We start from the raw sequence: 15,004 nt of genomic DNA on the forward strand, positions 1-15,004 counted from the left end.
GCGGCGGCGCCGGCCTCACCGGCGGCGTGCCTCCGGCCCGCGTTGCAGGGCACCGGCCTCCTGGGGCGGGGCGCGCAGGGCGGCGAGCCGCGCTTCCAGCGCCGCCCGGCTCTCGGGCGGCAGGATCAGGGTCCGCAGGCACCATTGCAGCGCCTCCTGTCGCTCGGCGGCGGTGGCCTCGGGTGGAACCTCGGTCAGTTCGGCAAGGATGCGTCGGACATCATCGGGGGGCGTGCGACGATGCATGCCGGGAGCTCCTGCTGGTGAGTGTCCGGAAACCACTTTGGCCGGAGCTTGCGGCAGATCTGCGGCGCTGGCAGGGGCGTGGCGGGAACAGATGCGTGAACGCGAATTACGCGGCAGGGCGATGACCCGGGCCGCGAGGGCGAAACCGGGGCGTCTCCGGCCCTTGCCCTGACCCTGGCTGTCGACGCGAAAACCGGCGGCGTGGCCGGACGGGTCAGGCGCGGGATGGTTTCGGCGTCGTCGTGGGAACGGCGGGGGAACCGGAGACCGGCGGGCCGTAGACGTCCCGGGCCCGCTTGAGGAAGGCGTTCACCATCCGCCGCGTCGCCTCGGTGAAAACCACGCCGATGGCGGCCTGCAGGATGCGGCTGCGGAACTCGAAATCCACCCAGAAATCGACCCTGCAGCCGCGCGGATCCGGCGCGAAGGTCCATTTGTTGTTGAGATAATGGAACGGTCCGCGTTCGTATCGGACACAAATGAAATCAGGCCGTTTCAAGGCGTTGCGACTGGTGAAGCTCTCGCGAAACGGGCCGAAGCCGATGGTCATGTCGGCGAGCTGCTCAGTCGCGGTGTTCACCCGCAGACGGGCGCCCACACACCATGGCAGGAACTGCGGGTAGCGTTCGACATCCGCCACCAGGTCATAAAGCTGTTCCTGCCGATACGGGATGATCCGGGATTCCGCGTGCGTCGGCATGTCAGGCCGCGGTCCGGCCTGACTTCGCCTCGCGCGCGGCCCGCAACGCCGCGAAATCGGCATCGGCATGATAGGAACTGCGGGTCAGCGGCGTCGCCGACACCAGCAGGAAGCCCTTTGCCCGGGCCAGGCTTGCATACTCGGCGAAAGCGTCGGGGGTCACGAACTCGGCCACGGCAGCATGTTTCACTGTCGGTTGCAGATACTGCCCCAGCGTCAGGAAGTCCACGTCCGCGACGCGCAGGTCGTCCATCACCTGCAGGATCTCGGCCTTCCCCTCCCCCAGCCCGACCATCAGGCCGGACTTGGTGAAGATGGTCGGATCCAGCCGCTTCACCGTGTCGAGCAGGCGCAGCGACTGGAAGTAACGGGCGCCGGGCCGGATCGAAGGATAAAGCCGCGGCACCGTCTCCAGGTTGTGATTGAACACGTCGGGGCGAGCCTCGACCACCACCTCGACCGCGCCGGGCTTGCGCAGGAAGTCGGGGGTCAGCACCTCGATGGTGGTGTCCGGGGCGGCGGCGCGGACGGCGCGGATCACCGCGGCGAAATGCGCCGCCCCGCCATCCTCGAGGTCGTCACGATCGACCGAGGTGATCACCACATGCCGCAGCCCGAGCCGGGCCACCGCATCGGCCACGCGCTGCGGCTCCCCGGCATCGAGCGGGCCGGGCTGGCCGGTGCGCACGTTGCAGAAGCTGCAGGCGCGGGTACAGGTGTCCCCCATGATCATCATGGTGGCGTGGCGCTGGCTCCAGCACTCGCCGATGTTCGGGCAGGCCGCCTCCTCGCAGACCGTGTGCAGCCGGTTGCCGCGCATCAGGTCGCGCGTCTCATTGTAGACCGGATGGGTCGGCGCCTTCACCCGGATCCAGGCGGGCTTGCGCTGGATCGGGTTGTCCGGCCGATGGGCCTTCTCGGGGTGGCGCAGGGCGGGAGTGCCGGCACTGTGGTCGATCACGAGGCGGGTGGGCATGCGAAGGTCCTTGGTGTCGGCGTCGCGGGCGATCCGTCCGGCCCCGGCACCCGACCGCGGCGGGTGCGCCCGCCCACCGGGTCGATCGGAACGCCGGACCTGGAACTCGTGCGGGACCGCGACGGCAGTTTCCGCCGCGGCCACAGCACTAGAAGTGGATGGCGCGGCCGTACGCGTCAAGCACCGCCTCGTGCATGGTCTCGCTGACCGTCGGATGCGGGAACACGGTGTGCATCAGGTCGGCCTCGGTCGTCTCCAGCGTGCGGGCGATGGCATAGCCCTGGATCATTTCCGTGACCTCGGCCCCGACCATGTGCGCGCCCAGCAGCTCGCCGGTTTTCGCATCGAACACGGTCTTCACCAGGCCGTCCGGCTCGCCCATGGCAATGGCCTTGCCGTTGCCGATGAAGGGAAATTTTCCTACCCGCACCTCGCGGCCGGCCTCGCGGGCGCGGGCCTCGGTCAGCCCGACCGAAGCGACCTGCGGCCGGCAATAGGTGCAGCCGGGAATATTGGCCGCGTCGAGCGGATGCGGATCAAGGCCGGCGATCGCCTCGACGCAGACCACGCCCTCGTGGCTGGCCTTGTGGGCAAGCCAGGGCGGGCCGGCGAGGTCGCCGATCGCATAGACGCCCGGCTCGCCGGTGCGGCAATAGGCGTCGATCACGACATGGGTGCGGTCCACCACCACCCCGGTGCCCTCAAGGCCCAGATTCTCCACGTTGCCGACGATGCCGACCGCCGAGATCACCCGGTCCACGGTGATCTCGCTGGTCTTGCCGCCCGCCTCGATGGTGACGGTCACGCTGTCGGCCTGCTTCTTCGCCGCCTTCACGCTGGCCGAGGTCAGGATCTTCATTCCCTGCTTCTCGAACGCCTTGCGGGCGAAGGCAGAGATCTCGGCGTCCTCGACCGGCAGGATGCGGTCGAGCACTTCCACCACCGTCACCTCGCTGCCCAGGTTGCGATAGAAGCTCGCGAACTCGATGCCGATCGCGCCCGAGCCGACCACCAGCAGGGATTTCGGCAGGGCGGTGGGCACCATCGCTTCCTTGTAGGTCCAGATCAGCTTGCCGTCGGCCTCCAGCCCGGGAAGCTGGCGGGCCCGCGCCCCGGTGGCGAGCACGATATGCGGCGCCTTCAGCGTGGCGACCGGCTTGCCGTCCTTCTCCACCGCCAGCGTGCCCTTGCCGGCCAGCCGGCCCTGGCCGTCGATGACGGTGACCTTGTTCTTCTTCAGCAGGTGCGCGACGCCGGAGGAGAGCTGCTTCGCCACCCCCCGCGAGCGCTTCACCACCGCGGCGAGGTCGAAGCGGACATTGTCGGCGGCGAAGCCGAACTCATCGAGATGGTGCAGCAGGTGATTGATCTCGGAGGAGCGCAGCAGCGCCTTGGTGGGGATGCAGCCCCAGTTCAGGCAGATGCCGCCCAGATGCGCGCGCTCGACGCAGGCGGTCTTCATGCCGAGCTGGGCCGCGCGGATGGCCGCCACGTACCCGCCGGGCCCGCCGCCCACCACGACCAGATCGAAGGATTGCTCGGCCATTGGTCCCCCTGTCGCCCTCCGCGGAGGGCCTGTTTCCCCTCCGCCGGAGGGGAGGTCCGGCGCGCCCCGGCGCCTCCGATGAAATCAGGCGGGCCTGGCGCTACTGCGCGAAGGCCCGCAACGCCTCGCCGTCCAGGCGCTGGATCGTCCACTCATCCCGCGGACGGGCGCCGATCGCGCGATAGAAGCCGATGGCCGGCGCGTTCCAGTCCAGCACCGTCCATTCCATGCGCGCGCAGCCTTCCTGCAGCGCCAGCCCGGCCAGATGGCGGAAGATCATCCGGCCGATGCCCCGACCGCGCTGCTCCGGCCGCACGAACACATCCTCGACATAGAGGCTGGGCCGCCCGGCGAAGGTGGAGAAGGTGTAGAACCACAGCGCGAAGCCGACCGGTTCGTCGCCACGACAGGCGAACAACGCCCAGAGTCGCTGCGGCGTGCCGAACAGCGCCCGCCGGTAATCCGCCTCGGTGCCGAGCACCTCGTGGGTGAGGTGCTCATACTCGGCGAGATCCCGGACGAAGCGCGCGACCAGTGCCTCGTCGCCGGGCACCGCCGCGCGCAGGACGATCGTATCGCTCACAGCATCAGGCTCAGCGGATCCTCGACCACGCGCCGGAACTCCGCCAGCCACTCCGCCCCGAGCGCGCCATCCACCACCCGGTGATCGACGCTGAGCGTGCAGGTCATGACGGTGGCGATGGCAAGCTGCCCGTCGCGCACCACCGGCCGCTGCTCGCCCGCGGCAACCGCCAGGATCGCGGCCTGCGGCGGGTTGATGATGGCAGCGAATTCGCTGACGCCGTACATCCCCATGTTGGAGATCGAGAAGCCGCCGCCCTGGAACTCCTCGGGCTTCAACTTGCCGGCCTTCGCCCGTGCGCCGAGATCCTTCATCTCGGTGCTGATGGCGGCGAGCCCCTTCTGGTCGGCGCGGCGGATGATCGGCGTGATCAGCCCGTCCGGGATCGACACCGCCACCGAGATGTCGACATCGTCGAACAGCGCGACGCCGTCATCGGTCCAGGCGGCGTTCACCCGCGGGATGCGGCGCAGCGTGATCGCCGCCGCCTTGATCAGCAGGTCGTTCACCGACAGCTTGAAGGCGGCAGGCCCGTCCTTGGCGCTTTTGGCATTCAGCTCGGCGCGCAGCTTCAGCAACGCATCGAGGGTGATGTCCATGGAAACGTAGAAATGCGGGACGGTCTGCTTGGCCTCGGTCAGCCGCCGGGCGATGACCTTGCGCATGGTGCTGTGCGGCACCAGCCGGTGCGGCGCGGTGAGGACCGGCGCCGCCGGCTTCGCGGCCGGTGCCGCTTCAGGCACCGCCGCAGTGGCGGGCGCGGCCTGCGGTGCGGCTGCCGGCACACCGCCCTTGCTCGCGGCCTCGATGTCGGCGCGGACGATGCGTCCGTTCGGGCCCGAGCCCGTCAGGCGCGACAGGTCGATCCCTGCCTGCTTCGCCATCCGCCGCGCCAGCGGCGAGGCGAACACCCGCTGGTTCGCATCATGGCCGTTGCGCTGCGGCGCCGGCACGGGCGCGGCCACGGAAGCCGGCGTCGTCGCCTCGGGCTTCGCCACATCCGGACTGGGTGCGGAAGGTTTCGCCGGCGCCGCGCCGGCGGCGGGCACCTCCTCGCCGGCCTCGACCAGGACGGCGATGGGATCGTTCACCTTGACCCCGGCAGTGCCGTCACCAACCAGGATCCGGCCGAGCACGCCCTCGTCGACCGCCTCGACCTCCATGGTGGCCTTGTCGGTCTCGATCTCGGCGATGACGTCGCCGGCCTTGATGCTGTCGCCTTCCTTCTTCAGCCAGCGCGCCAGCGTGCCCTCGGTCATGGTCGGGCTGAGTGCCGGCATCAGGATATTGGTGGCCATCCGGGTCCCTCTCCTTCTCGCGCCCGATCAGAACATCTTCTTCACGGCATCCACCACCCATCCGGGTTGCGGCAGCGCGAGTTTCTCGAGATTGGCGGCATAAGGCAGCGGCACGTCCGCCCCGGCCACGCGCGCGGGCGGCGCGTCCAGCCAGTCGAAGCAGTGCTCGATCACCTGCATGTTCACCTCCGCGCCGATCCCCGCGAAGGGCCAGCCTTCCTCGACCGTGACGATGCGGCTGGTCTTCTTCACGCTCGCCGCCACCGTGTCGATGTCGAGCGGACGCAGCGAGCGCAGGTTGATCACCTCGGCCGAGATGCCCTGTTCGGCCAGTGCTTCCGCCGCCTGCATGGCCACCCCCACCATGATGGAGAAGGCGACCAGGGTGACGTCGCTGCCCGTGCGCTCGACCTTGGCGCGGCCGATCGGCAGCACGAAATCCGGATCGGTCGGGCAGTCGAAATGCTGGCCGTAGAGGATCTCGTTTTCCAGGAAGATCACCGGATTCGGATCGCGAATGGCCGCGCGCAGCAGCCCCTTCGCATCCGCCGCCGACCACGGCGCCACCACCTTCAGGCCGGGGCAGTGCGCGTACCAGCTTGCATAGCACTGGCTGTGCTGCGCGCCGACGCGGCTGGCCGCGCCGTTGGGGCCACGGAAGACGATCGGGCAGCCCATCTGCCCGCCCGACATGTACAGCGTCTTGGCCGCCGAGTTGATGATCTGGTCGATCGCCTGCATGGCGAAGTTGAAGGTCATGAACTCGACGATCGGCCGCAGCCCGTTCATCGCGGCGCCCACGGCCAGGCCGGTGAAGCCGTGCTCGGTGATCGGCGTGTCGATGACGCGCCGGGGGCCGAACTCGTCGAGCAGGCCCTGGCTGATCTTGTAGGCGCCCTGGTACTGGGCGACCTCCTCGCCCATCAGGAAGACGCGCTCATCGGCGCGCAGCTCGGCCGCCATGGCGTCGCGCAACGCCTCGCGCACGGTGATCGATTGCGTCGGACCCCAGTCCTTCTCCGGCGCGGGCGCCACGGCGCTCGCCGGCGGATGCTGCGGTGCCGCCTCGGCGCGTGCGGCCGGCGGCGGCGCGGCCGGTGTCTCCTGCCGCGGCGGCGGCGGAGCGGCGGCGGCGGCGTCCTCGCCATCGGCGCCGAGCACCGCAATCGGGGTGTTCACCGCCACCCCCTCGGTGCCTTCGTCCACCAGGATGCGGGCGATCTTGCCCTCGTCGACCGCCTCGACTTCCATGGTGGCCTTGTCGGTCTCGATCTCGGCGATCACGTCGCCCGCCCGCACCTCGTCGCCGACCTTCTTGAGCCAGCGCGCCAGCTTGCCTTCGGTCATGGTCGGCGACAGCGCCGGCATCAGGATCTGCGTCGACATCGCTCAGCCCTCCACCAACACGTCGGTCCACAGCTCCTTCGGATCGGGCTCCGGACTCGACTGGGCGAAATCGGCCGAGTCCTGCACGATCCGCTTCACCTCCTCGTCGATGGCCTTGATCTCCGTCTCCTCCACGCCCAGCCCGAGCAGCTTCGTGCGCGCGCCTTCAATGCAGTCGCGCTCGCTGCGCATCTTCTGCACTTCCTCGCGGGTGCGGTACTTCGCCGGGTCGGACATGGAATGGCCGCGATAACGGTAGGTCTTCATCTCCAGCAGGAACGGGCCCTTGCCGGTGCGGCAATGCGCGACCGCGGCGAGGCCGGCCTCGTGCACCGCCTCGACATCCATCCCGTCGACCTGCGCGCCGGGAATGCCCCAGGGCGAGCCGTTCTTCGAGAGATCTCGCGAGGCGGAGGCCCGCTCGACGCTGGTGCCCATTCCGTACTTGTTGTTCTCGATGACGAAGATCACCGGCAGCTTCATCAGCGCCGCGAGATTGAAGCTCTCATAGACCTGGCCCTGGTTGGAGGCGCCTTCGCCGAAATAGGTCAGGCAGACATTGTCGTTGCCACGGTACCAATTGGAGAAAGCGAGACCGGTGCCGATCGAGACCTGCGCGCCGACGATGCCGTGCCCGCCGAAGAACGCCTTCTCCTTGCTGAACATGTGCATCGACCCGCCCTTGCCGCGGGAATAGCCGCCCGATCGCCCGGTCAGCTCCGCCATCACCCCGCGCGCTTCCATGCCGGTCGCCAGCATGTGGCCGTGATCGCGATAGGAGGTGATGACCTGGTCGCCTGGCTTGAGCGCCATCTGCAACCCGACCACCACGGCTTCCTGGCCGATATAGAGATGGCAGAAGCCACCGATCAGGCCCATGCCATAGAGCTGGCCGGCCTTCTCCTCAAAGCGGCGGATCAGCAGCATGTCGCGGTAGGCCCGCAACAGCTCCTCCTTCGAAAATCCGCCGCGTCCCTTGCCGCGCTTCTTCGCCTCGGCTGCCTGCGCCATGGCTTTTTCCCCCGCCGGTTCGCTGCCAGCGACACCTAGCGACCCGATCACGATCCGGCAAGCGGACGACCTCTGGAATATCCTTTTTGTGCAATGCAATAACGTCGATTAACCGAATAATGGTTAACCGTTTGAGGGACGCAGCCTTGCGCCCGCGCAGCGATACCGGGATTGCGGACACCCCCCGGGGATCGGCAAGGAGATTGCGCGCACAGGCATACATTCGCAGCAGCGTTGCGAGCGGCGCCGCCGTACACAGGCCAGCACGCGTAGGGCGGATAAGCGCAGCACCATCCGCCATCGCAACGCTTCGCCCCACCCTGCAAAAAGATGGCCGGCTTGCGTTGGCGGACTACGTCCGCCCTACGTCAGCTGACTGCTCCCGCCGACGCGGCCCGATACGTCAGAAGAGTCGCTTGCCCTGCCCGTACGGCATGACCACGTCGGTCGGATCGGACAGGTTCAGCATCTGCCGCGCCCGTTCATCCAGGGCGTCGCGGTCGAGGCGATTGGAGCGCAATCCCTGCACCCGCCGCTCCCAGGTCGCCAGATCCGATTCGGCGCGGGCGAGATCGGCCAGGGCTGCCTTGAGGTCTTCCTGCCGCAGCGCATAGGCGCGCAGCCCGCGATCCCCCTGGGTGGCGTTCCAGACGAAATAGCCGGCGATCGCCAGAAACACGAAGGGCGGCACCGCCGCGCGGACCCGTCGCCTGATTTCACGCAAGACCAACACGCCGCGCGCTCCCGCTGCAGAGGACGGTCGGACAATACAGCATCGTGCAACAGAATCGGCAAGATCCTGCCTGTGTTTTGCCACAACCGAACCGTTGACTCCCATCAGCGGCCGGTCGCGCCGTGAAGCAAGAGGATCCCAATGGTTACCCGCCCCATCATTGCCGCGCTGCTCGGCGCCCTCGCCGTCCTGGCTGTCGCGGCCACTCCCGGCACCGCCCAGGCCCAGCGCTACCAGTGGCGGGAGCCGCCGCGCCATCATCACTGGCACCGTCCCCCGCCACCGCCGCCGCCGCATTGGCGCTCGCAGCACTGGCGTCCGCCGGCCCACCCCTACGCCCAGGTACCGCCGTCCAGGCCGCCCTACCCGATGCGTTGACCGACCGTTTCATCCATCTCGTGCAGGAAGGATCCCAATGATCCGGCACCGCATCGTCGCCGCCGTGCTCGGCGTGCTCGCCACCGTGGCGATCGCGGTGGCTCCGGGCCCCGCCCAGGCGCAATGGGGAGGCTGGCGCGGGCCGCCGCCGCCGCATTACGGGTGGCGCCCACCGCCGCCCCCGCCACACTGGGGGCCCCACTATGGTCCCTATTACCGGCCGCCGCCCCATTACGGGTATTACGGGCCGCCCCGGCACTGGCATCGCCCGCCGCCACCGCCCTATTACGGCCGTGGCTGGTAAGGCAGGGGCAGATACCGCGGCTGCGACGACCTGGGCCGTCGCAGCCGCGGCAGGTCGTCAGCCGCGCAGGATCGACCGGCCGGCGTAGCGCGCCGCGTCGCCCAGCAGTTCCTCGATGCGGATCAGCTGGTTGTACTTCGCCGTGCGGTCGCTGCGGGCCAGGCTGCCGGTCTTGATCTGGCCGCAATTGGTGGCAACCGCGAGGTCGGCGATGGTGGAGTCCTCGGTCTCGCCGGACCGGTGGCTCATCACCGCGGCATAGCCGGCGCGGTGCGCCATCTCCACCGCCTCCAGCGTCTCGGTCAGCGTGCCGATCTGGTTCACCTTCACCAGGATCGCGTTGGCGGTGCCGGCCTCGATGCCGCGGGCAAGCCGCTCCGGATTGGTGACGAACAGGTCGTCGCCGACCAGTTGCAGGCGGTCGCCGAGCGTGTCGGTCAGCAGCTTCCACCCTTCCCAGTCGTCCTCGGCGCACCCATCCTCGATCGAGGCGATCGGGAAGCGATCCGCCAGATCGGCGAGGTAGCGGACCATGCCCTCGGCGTCGAAGTTGCGGCCCTCACCTTCCAGCACGTAACGGCCGTCCTTGAAGAACTCGGTGGAGGCGCAATCCAGCGCGAAGGTCACGTCCTCGCCCGGACGATAGCCGGCCTTCTCGCAGGCACGGGTGATGAAGGCCAGCGCCTCCTCGGCCGACTTCAGGTTGGGGGCGAACCCGCCCTCGTCGCCGACATTGGTGTTGTGGCCGGCATCGTGCAGTTGCTTCTTCAGCGCCGCGAAGATCTCGGCGCCCATCCGCACCGCATCCGCCACCGTCCCGGCCGACAGCGGCTGGATCATGAACTCCTGGATGTCGATCGGATTGTCGGCATGCTGCCCGCCATTGACGATGTTCATCATCGGCACCGGCAGGGTGCGCGCGAACACGCCGCCGACATAGCGATACAGCGGAACCTGCAGCTCGGCCGCCGCCGCCTTCGCCACCGCGAGCGAAACCGCGAGGATGGCATTCGCCCCGAGTCGCGCCTTGTTGGGGGTGCCGTCGAGCTCGATCATCGCGGTGTCGATGGCGATCTGCTCGGAGGCGTCGATGCCGCCGATCGCCTCGATGATCTCGCCTTCGATGTTGGCGACCGCCTGGCGGACGCCCTTGCCGCCGAAGCGGTCCTTGTCGCCGTCGCGCAGTTCCACGGCTTCGTGCGCGCCGGTGGAGGCGCCGGAAGGCACGGCCGCACGGCCGCTCGCCCCGCTCTCGAGCAGGACGTCAACCTCCACGGTCGGATTGCCGCGGGAGTCGAGGATTTCGCGTGCGGTGATGTCGGCGATGGCGCTCATGGTGCTCCGTCCCTGCGTTGTTGCGGGCGCCGGGTGGGTAGCACCGGGGCGGGGCGCCTGCCAACGCTCGCGCGTGCGCCGCCGCCCGTCGTTCCCCGCTCAGCCGCTCTTGGCCACGCGATCGAATGCCTGCAGCCGGACAAGCAGCGACGCCATGTCGCGCAACGGGATCATGTTCGGCCCGTCGCTCGGCGCATGATCGGGATCCTCGTGCGTCTCGATGAACAGCGCCGCCACCCCGACCGCCAGCGCAGCCCGCGCGAGCACCGGCGCGAATTCCCGCTGGCCGCCCGAGGCAGTGCCCTGCCCGCCCGGCTGCTGCACCGAATGCGTCGCATCGAACACCACCGGGTAGCCGGTGCGCGCCATGATCGGCAGGGCACGGAAATCGCTGACGAGCGTGTTGTAGCCGAAGCTCGTGCCGCGCTCGCACAGCAGGATGTTCTCGTTGCCGGTGGACGCGATCTTGGCGGCGACGTTGGCCATGTCCCAGGGCGCGAGGAATTGCCCCTTCTTGACGTTGACCGGCCGCCCGGTCCGGCCGGCAGCGATCAACAGGTCGGTCTGGCGGCAGAGGAAGGCCGGGATCTGCAGCACATCCACCACCTCGGCCACCGGCGCGCATTGCGACGCCTCGTGCACATCCGTCAGCACCGGACAGCGATAGCGCGCCCGCACCTGGGCCAGGATGTCCAGGCCACGGGCACTGCCGACGCCCCGCGCGGCCGCGGCACTGGTGCGGTTCGCCTTGTCGAAGCTGCTTTTGTAGATCCAGGAAATGCCCAGCCCGCCGCAGATCTCGTCCAGCGCGGCAGCCACCTCCATGGCATGGTCGAGGCTTTCGATCTGGCAGGGGCCGGCAATCAGCACGAACGGCAGGTCATTGCCGATCTCGATGCCACCGACGCGGACAATGCGGGACATACGCGACTCCTGCTGAGTTGGCGGGGCGCTGCCCCGCCCCCGCCAGGAGGCTTTGCCTCCTGGACCTCCACCAAGGGCCGAAGGCCCTTGGAACCCATTCTTCTTAGACGAGCCTTGCCTGTCGTACGGCGGCGGCGATGAAGCCTCGGAACAGCGGGTGCGGGTCGAAGGGCTTGGATTTCAGTTCCGGGTGGAACTGCACGCCGATGAACCAGGGATGCGACGGATACTCGACGATCTCCGGCAATACCGCATCCGGCGACATACCGGAGAAACGCAGGCCCGCCGCCTCGAGGTATTCCCGGTAGCGCACGTTCACCTCGTAGCGGTGACGATGGCGCTCGAAGATCTCGGTGGCGTCACCATAGGTGCGGCTTACCAGCGAACCCGGCGCGAGCACGGCGGGATAGGCGCCGAGCCGCATCGTGCCGCCCAGGTCCGTATCGGCGGCGCGGCGCTCGATCTGGTTGCCGCGCGCCCATTCGGTCAGCAACCCGACCACCGGCTCGTCACAGGGACCGAACTCGGTGGAGGAAGCGTGCGGGAAGCCGGCGAGGTGACGGGCACACTCGATCACCGCCATCTGCATGCCGAAGCAGATGCCCAGGAACGGCACGCGGTGCTCGCGGGCAAAACGCACCGCCTCGATCTTGCCCTCGGTGCCGCGCTCGCCGAAGCCGCCGGGAACCAGGATGCCGTGCACCCCTTCCAGCCGCGCCACCGCATCGGGCTTCTCGAAGATCTGGCTGTCCATCCAGTCGAGCTTCACCCGCACGCGATTGGCGATGCCGCCATGCGCGAGTGCCTCGGCGAGGGATTTGTAGCTGTCGAGCAGGTTCGTGTACTTGCCGACGACCGCGATCTTCACCTCGCCTTCCGGCGCACGGACGGTGTCGACGATGCGCTGCCAGCGCGAGACATCGGGCTCGGTGTCGAAGGGCAGGCCGAAATGCCGCAGCACTTCCCGGTCGATGCCCTCGGCATGGTAGCTGATCGGCACCTGGTAGATGGTGTCGACGTCGAGCGCGGCGATCACCGCTTCGGGACGAAGGTTGCAGAACAGCGCGATCTTGCGCCGCTCGTTCGCCGGGATGGGCCGGTCGCAGCGGCAGATCAGCATGTTCGCCTGGATGCCCACGTTCAGCAATTCCTTGACCGAATGCTGGGTGGGCTTGGTCTTCAACTCGCCGGCCGAGGGGATGTAGGGCACCAGGGTCAGGTGCACGAACATCACCCCCTGCGGGCCGAGTTCGTTGCCGAGCTGGCGGATGGCTTCCAGGAACGGCAGGCTTTCGATGTCACCGACGGTGCCGCCGATCTCGATCAGGGCGAAATCGACCGGATTGCCCGCATCGTCGAAGGCGTCGCGGGTGATCGCCTCCTTGATGGCATCGGTGATGTGCGGAATCACCTGCACGGTCGCGCCGAGATAATCGCCGCGACGCTCGCGCGCGATCACCTCGGAGTAGATGCGTCCGGTGGTGGCGTTGTCCGACCGCTTGGCGTGCACGCCGGTGAAGCGCTCGTAATGACCGAGGTCGAGGTCGGTTTCCGCCCCGTCATCGGTTACGAACACCTCGCCGTGCTGCAGCGGGCTCATCGTGCCCGGGTCGACGTTGAGATAAGGATCGAGTTTGCGCAGGCGAACGGAGTATCCACGGGCTTGCAGCAGCGCGCCGAGGGCGGCCGATGCGATACCTTTGCCAAGCGAGGAAACCACGCCGCCGGTGATGAAGACGAACCGGGTCATGGGAGGTCAGTATACCGGTGCCATCGAGTCGACGGAAACCGCGCGTTGCGGTTGGGCTTGGATGGGAGGCGTGCGCGCCGTGCACGGGTATGTCAGCAGGGCGATGCCCCTGGCGGGATCATTGCGGAAGGCGCGCGATGAACAGGCCGGCAAACGGCGGAACTCCATGCTTTGCGAGGTGACGGCGAAAGCGGCGGCTGGCCGGGCCGTGCGGCGCCACGCGGCGGCTCCCCCGCTCGTCACGAGTCCGCGAGCCCCGATGCGTCGCCACGCCGCCGTTACAAAACGACATGGAGCCGGCGAAACCGGCTCCCTGCCTCCGTAAAACGCCGGATACGCCTGCGAATATCCGTATCCGACGCCGATTCGGTTTCGTTACGAATCCTGCCGCCGCCCCGGCAGTCCGGGACGGGAGAGGCGAATGTCAGTTGGTCGGGACGGCGGGCCCGGCCGGTGCCTTGGTCGCGGGGGCGACGGGGGCCGGAGCCGGCGCGCCGGGGGTCGCCGGGGCGGGAGCGGTGGCGCCGGGGGTTGCCGGGGCGGTGCCGGGGGCCGGCAGCGCGGGGGCGCCGCCCGGGGCGGGCGCCGTGGCCGGCGGCGTGTCGAGGATCGACCGGCGCACCGTGGTGCCCTTGTTCAGCAGCGCCAGCACCAGCGAGAGAACGAAGAAGATGGTCGCCAGGATGGCGGTGGTGCGGGTCAGCAGGTTGGCCGTGCCGCGTCCGCTCATGAACGCGCCCATGCCCTGCGAGGTGCCTACCCCGAGCCCTCCGCCCTCGCTGCGCTGGATCAGCACCACGCCGATGAGCGCGATGGTGACGAACAGATGGATCAGCAGCAGCACGGTGGTCATGGTGGTCCCCGGAAAGGCGGCGGCGCCTTCTAGCGGCAATGGCGCCGGAAGGAAAGCATGGGCGATATCGGCGCCCCGCAGGTCATATCGTCAGGCGGTTGAGGGACCGGCGCCGCCCCCGGAGGAGGGCGCCGGCCCGCCCGGCCCTAGCCCCCGTGGGTCGCCCTGGCGATGGCGAGGAAATCGGCGGCCACCAGGCTCGCGCCGCCCACCAGCGCCCCGCCCACCTCCGGCACCGCCATCAGCGCGGCCGCGTTGGACGGCTTCACCGACCCACCGTAAAGGATGCGCACCGACTGCCCCCGCTCGCCCAGGTGCGCGACCAGCTCGGCACGGATGAAACCGTGCATGGCGGCCACGTCGGCCTCGGTGGGCGTGCGCCCGGTGCCGATCGCCCAGACCGGCTCATAGGCCACCACCCCGGCGAAATCCTCCGGCAGCGAGCCGCGGATCTGCCGGCCGACCACCTCCTGCTCGCGCCCGGCCAGCCGCTCGGCCTCCAGTTCGCCCACGCAGACGATGGGCGTGAGCCCCGCCCCGACCGCCGCCGCCACCTTGGCCCGGACCAGCGTATCGGTCTCGCCATGGTCGGTGCGCCGCTCGGAATGGCCCAGGATTACCCAGGCCGCCCCGGCATCGCGCAGCATCGCAGCCGAAACGTCCCCGGTATGGGCGCCATTCGCGTGGGTGTGGCAATCCTGCCCCCCCACCGCCACCACGCTGCCCGCCAGCGCCTCGGCCACCGGACGGATCACGGTGGCAGGTGGGCAGACCAGCAGGTCGCAGGCCAGGCCGGGCGCAGCGTCGGCCACCGCGCGGGCAAGCGACAGTGAATCGGCAACCAGGCCGTTCATCTTCCAGTTGCCGGCAATGAGCTGGCGCATTCCTCTCCCCTTCCCTTTGTTCCCCTCGTTACTACCGCAGGGAGGCTGGCAAACCAAGGGTCGCGGACCTATGGTGCGGCGCTTCTCGCTGGGATTC

16 protein-coding genes are annotated in these 15,004 nt (G+C 68.9%); 2 read left to right on the forward strand and 14 right to left on the reverse strand.

All coding sequences use genetic code 11. The annotated features are described in order from the left end of the window. Window positions 1-15: 15 nt before the first annotated feature. The 9 genes from NBY65_RS05525 to NBY65_RS05565 all read right to left on the reverse strand — a co-directional run bounded on the left by NBY65_RS05525 (window position 16) and on the right by NBY65_RS05565 (window position 8,479). The gene (locus NBY65_RS05525; protein ID WP_150038474.1) at window positions 16-246 is read right to left on the reverse strand and encodes a hypothetical protein; all 231 of its coding nucleotides are present in this window, start codon (window positions 244-246) and stop codon (window positions 16-18) included. A 214-nt stretch (window positions 247-460) separates the two neighbouring features. After that, the gene (locus NBY65_RS05530) at window positions 461-946 is read right to left on the reverse strand and encodes a type II toxin-antitoxin system RatA family toxin (RefSeq protein WP_150038472.1); all 486 of its coding nucleotides are present in this window, start codon (window positions 944-946) and stop codon (window positions 461-463) included. A gap of 1 nt (window position 947) precedes the next feature. Then, window positions 948-1,922, reverse strand: a complete 975-nt coding sequence (gene lipA, locus NBY65_RS05535) for a lipoyl synthase (protein WP_150038470.1) — start codon at window positions 1,920-1,922, stop codon at window positions 948-950. Between the two features lie 148 nt (window positions 1,923-2,070). Then, window positions 2,071-3,468: a dihydrolipoyl dehydrogenase gene (gene lpdA, locus NBY65_RS05540; RefSeq protein ID WP_150038468.1), complete on the reverse strand. Its 1,398-nt coding sequence runs from the start codon at window positions 3,466-3,468 to the stop codon at window positions 2,071-2,073. A 100-nt stretch (window positions 3,469-3,568) separates the two neighbouring features. Next, window positions 3,569-4,051 (reverse strand): GNAT family N-acetyltransferase, encoded by a 483-nt coding sequence (locus tag NBY65_RS05545; protein WP_150038466.1) that lies wholly within the window; start codon window positions 4,049-4,051, stop codon window positions 3,569-3,571. Continuing rightward, window positions 4,048-5,349: a pyruvate dehydrogenase complex dihydrolipoamide acetyltransferase gene (locus NBY65_RS05550; RefSeq protein ID WP_150038464.1), complete on the reverse strand. Its 1,302-nt coding sequence runs from the start codon at window positions 5,347-5,349 to the stop codon at window positions 4,048-4,050. Before NBY65_RS05550 ends, NBY65_RS05545 begins: the two co-directional genes overlap by 4 nt. A 27-nt stretch (window positions 5,350-5,376) precedes the next feature. Further along, on the reverse strand, window positions 5,377-6,735 hold the full coding sequence (locus tag NBY65_RS05555; protein WP_150038462.1) for a pyruvate dehydrogenase complex E1 component subunit beta: 1,359 nt from the start codon (window positions 6,733-6,735) through the stop codon (window positions 5,377-5,379). Between the two features lie 3 nt (window positions 6,736-6,738). After that, window positions 6,739-7,746, reverse strand: coding sequence for a pyruvate dehydrogenase (acetyl-transferring) E1 component subunit alpha (gene pdhA / locus NBY65_RS05560; protein WP_150038460.1), 1,008 nt, complete (start codon window positions 7,744-7,746; stop codon window positions 6,739-6,741). 403 nt (window positions 7,747-8,149) lie between these two features. Then, window positions 8,150-8,479 (reverse strand): FtsB family cell division protein, encoded by a 330-nt coding sequence (locus NBY65_RS05565; RefSeq protein WP_150038458.1) that lies wholly within the window; start codon window positions 8,477-8,479, stop codon window positions 8,150-8,152. A 141-nt stretch (window positions 8,480-8,620) separates the two neighbouring features. Here NBY65_RS05565 and NBY65_RS05570 point away from each other — a divergent pair, with 141 nt between their 5' ends. Next, window positions 8,621-8,857, forward strand: a complete 237-nt coding sequence (locus NBY65_RS05570; protein ID WP_150038456.1) for a hypothetical protein — start codon at window positions 8,621-8,623, stop codon at window positions 8,855-8,857. A 37-nt stretch (window positions 8,858-8,894) separates the two neighbouring features. After that, entirely contained in the window at window positions 8,895-9,161 is a 267-nt protein-coding gene (locus NBY65_RS05575; RefSeq protein ID WP_150038454.1) for a hypothetical protein, read from the forward strand. Between the two features lie 57 nt (window positions 9,162-9,218). Here NBY65_RS05575 and eno read toward each other — a convergent pair whose 3' ends face one another. The 5 genes from eno to tpiA all read right to left on the reverse strand — a co-directional run bounded on the left by eno (window position 9,219) and on the right by tpiA (window position 14,907). Then, on the reverse strand, window positions 9,219-10,496 hold the full coding sequence (gene eno, locus NBY65_RS05580) for a phosphopyruvate hydratase (protein WP_150038452.1): 1,278 nt from the start codon (window positions 10,494-10,496) through the stop codon (window positions 9,219-9,221). Between the two features lie 99 nt (window positions 10,497-10,595). After that, complete coding sequence (gene kdsA / locus NBY65_RS05585; RefSeq protein ID WP_150038450.1) at window positions 10,596-11,420, reverse strand: 3-deoxy-8-phosphooctulonate synthase; 825 nt, start codon at window positions 11,418-11,420, stop codon at window positions 10,596-10,598. A 103-nt stretch (window positions 11,421-11,523) separates the two neighbouring features. Continuing rightward, entirely contained in the window at window positions 11,524-13,170 is a 1,647-nt protein-coding gene (locus NBY65_RS05590) for a CTP synthase (protein ID WP_150038448.1), read from the reverse strand. A gap of 424 nt (window positions 13,171-13,594) precedes the next feature. Then, on the reverse strand, window positions 13,595-14,023 hold the full coding sequence (gene secG / locus NBY65_RS05595; protein WP_150038446.1) for a preprotein translocase subunit SecG: 429 nt from the start codon (window positions 14,021-14,023) through the stop codon (window positions 13,595-13,597). A 146-nt stretch (window positions 14,024-14,169) separates the two neighbouring features. Then, a complete protein-coding gene (gene tpiA, locus NBY65_RS05600) occupies window positions 14,170-14,907 on the reverse strand; it encodes a triose-phosphate isomerase (protein ID WP_150038444.1) in 738 nt (245 codons plus the stop codon). Window positions 14,908-15,004 lie beyond the last annotated feature (97 nt).

The organism is Rhodovastum atsumiense (assembly GCF_937425535.1).
GTDB lineage: Bacteria > Pseudomonadota > Alphaproteobacteria > Acetobacterales > Acetobacteraceae > Rhodovastum > Rhodovastum atsumiense.

Coding starts and splice junctions, on each gene's coding strand:
- NBY65_RS05570 (WP_150038456.1), top strand. CDS start 8,621: ATGGTTACCCGCCCCATCATTGCCGCGCTGCTCGGCGCCCTCGCCGTC.
- lipA (WP_150038470.1), bottom strand. CDS start 1,922: ATGCCCACCCGCCTCGTGATCGACCACAGTGCCGGCACTCCCGCCCTG.
- tpiA (WP_150038444.1), bottom strand. CDS start 14,907: ATGCGCCAGCTCATTGCCGGCAACTGGAAGATGAACGGCCTGGTTGCC.
- NBY65_RS05525 (WP_150038474.1), bottom strand. CDS start 246: ATGCATCGTCGCACGCCCCCCGATGATGTCCGACGCATCCTTGCCGAA.
- NBY65_RS05550 (WP_150038464.1), bottom strand. CDS start 5,349: ATGGCCACCAATATCCTGATGCCGGCACTCAGCCCGACCATGACCGAG.
- NBY65_RS05530 (WP_150038472.1), bottom strand. CDS start 946: ATGCCGACGCACGCGGAATCCCGGATCATCCCGTATCGGCAGGAACAG.
- NBY65_RS05555 (WP_150038462.1), bottom strand. CDS start 6,735: ATGTCGACGCAGATCCTGATGCCGGCGCTGTCGCCGACCATGACCGAA.
- NBY65_RS05575 (WP_150038454.1), top strand. CDS start 8,895: ATGATCCGGCACCGCATCGTCGCCGCCGTGCTCGGCGTGCTCGCCACC.
- lpdA (WP_150038468.1), bottom strand. CDS start 3,468: ATGGCCGAGCAATCCTTCGATCTGGTCGTGGTGGGCGGCGGGCCCGGC.
- eno (WP_150038452.1), bottom strand. CDS start 10,496: ATGAGCGCCATCGCCGACATCACCGCACGCGAAATCCTCGACTCCCGC.
- pdhA (WP_150038460.1), bottom strand. CDS start 7,746: ATGGCGCAGGCAGCCGAGGCGAAGAAGCGCGGCAAGGGACGCGGCGGA.
- NBY65_RS05590 (WP_150038448.1), bottom strand. CDS start 13,170: ATGACCCGGTTCGTCTTCATCACCGGCGGCGTGGTTTCCTCGCTTGGC.
- kdsA (WP_150038450.1), bottom strand. CDS start 11,420: ATGTCCCGCATTGTCCGCGTCGGTGGCATCGAGATCGGCAATGACCTG.
- secG (WP_150038446.1), bottom strand. CDS start 14,023: ATGACCACCGTGCTGCTGCTGATCCATCTGTTCGTCACCATCGCGCTC.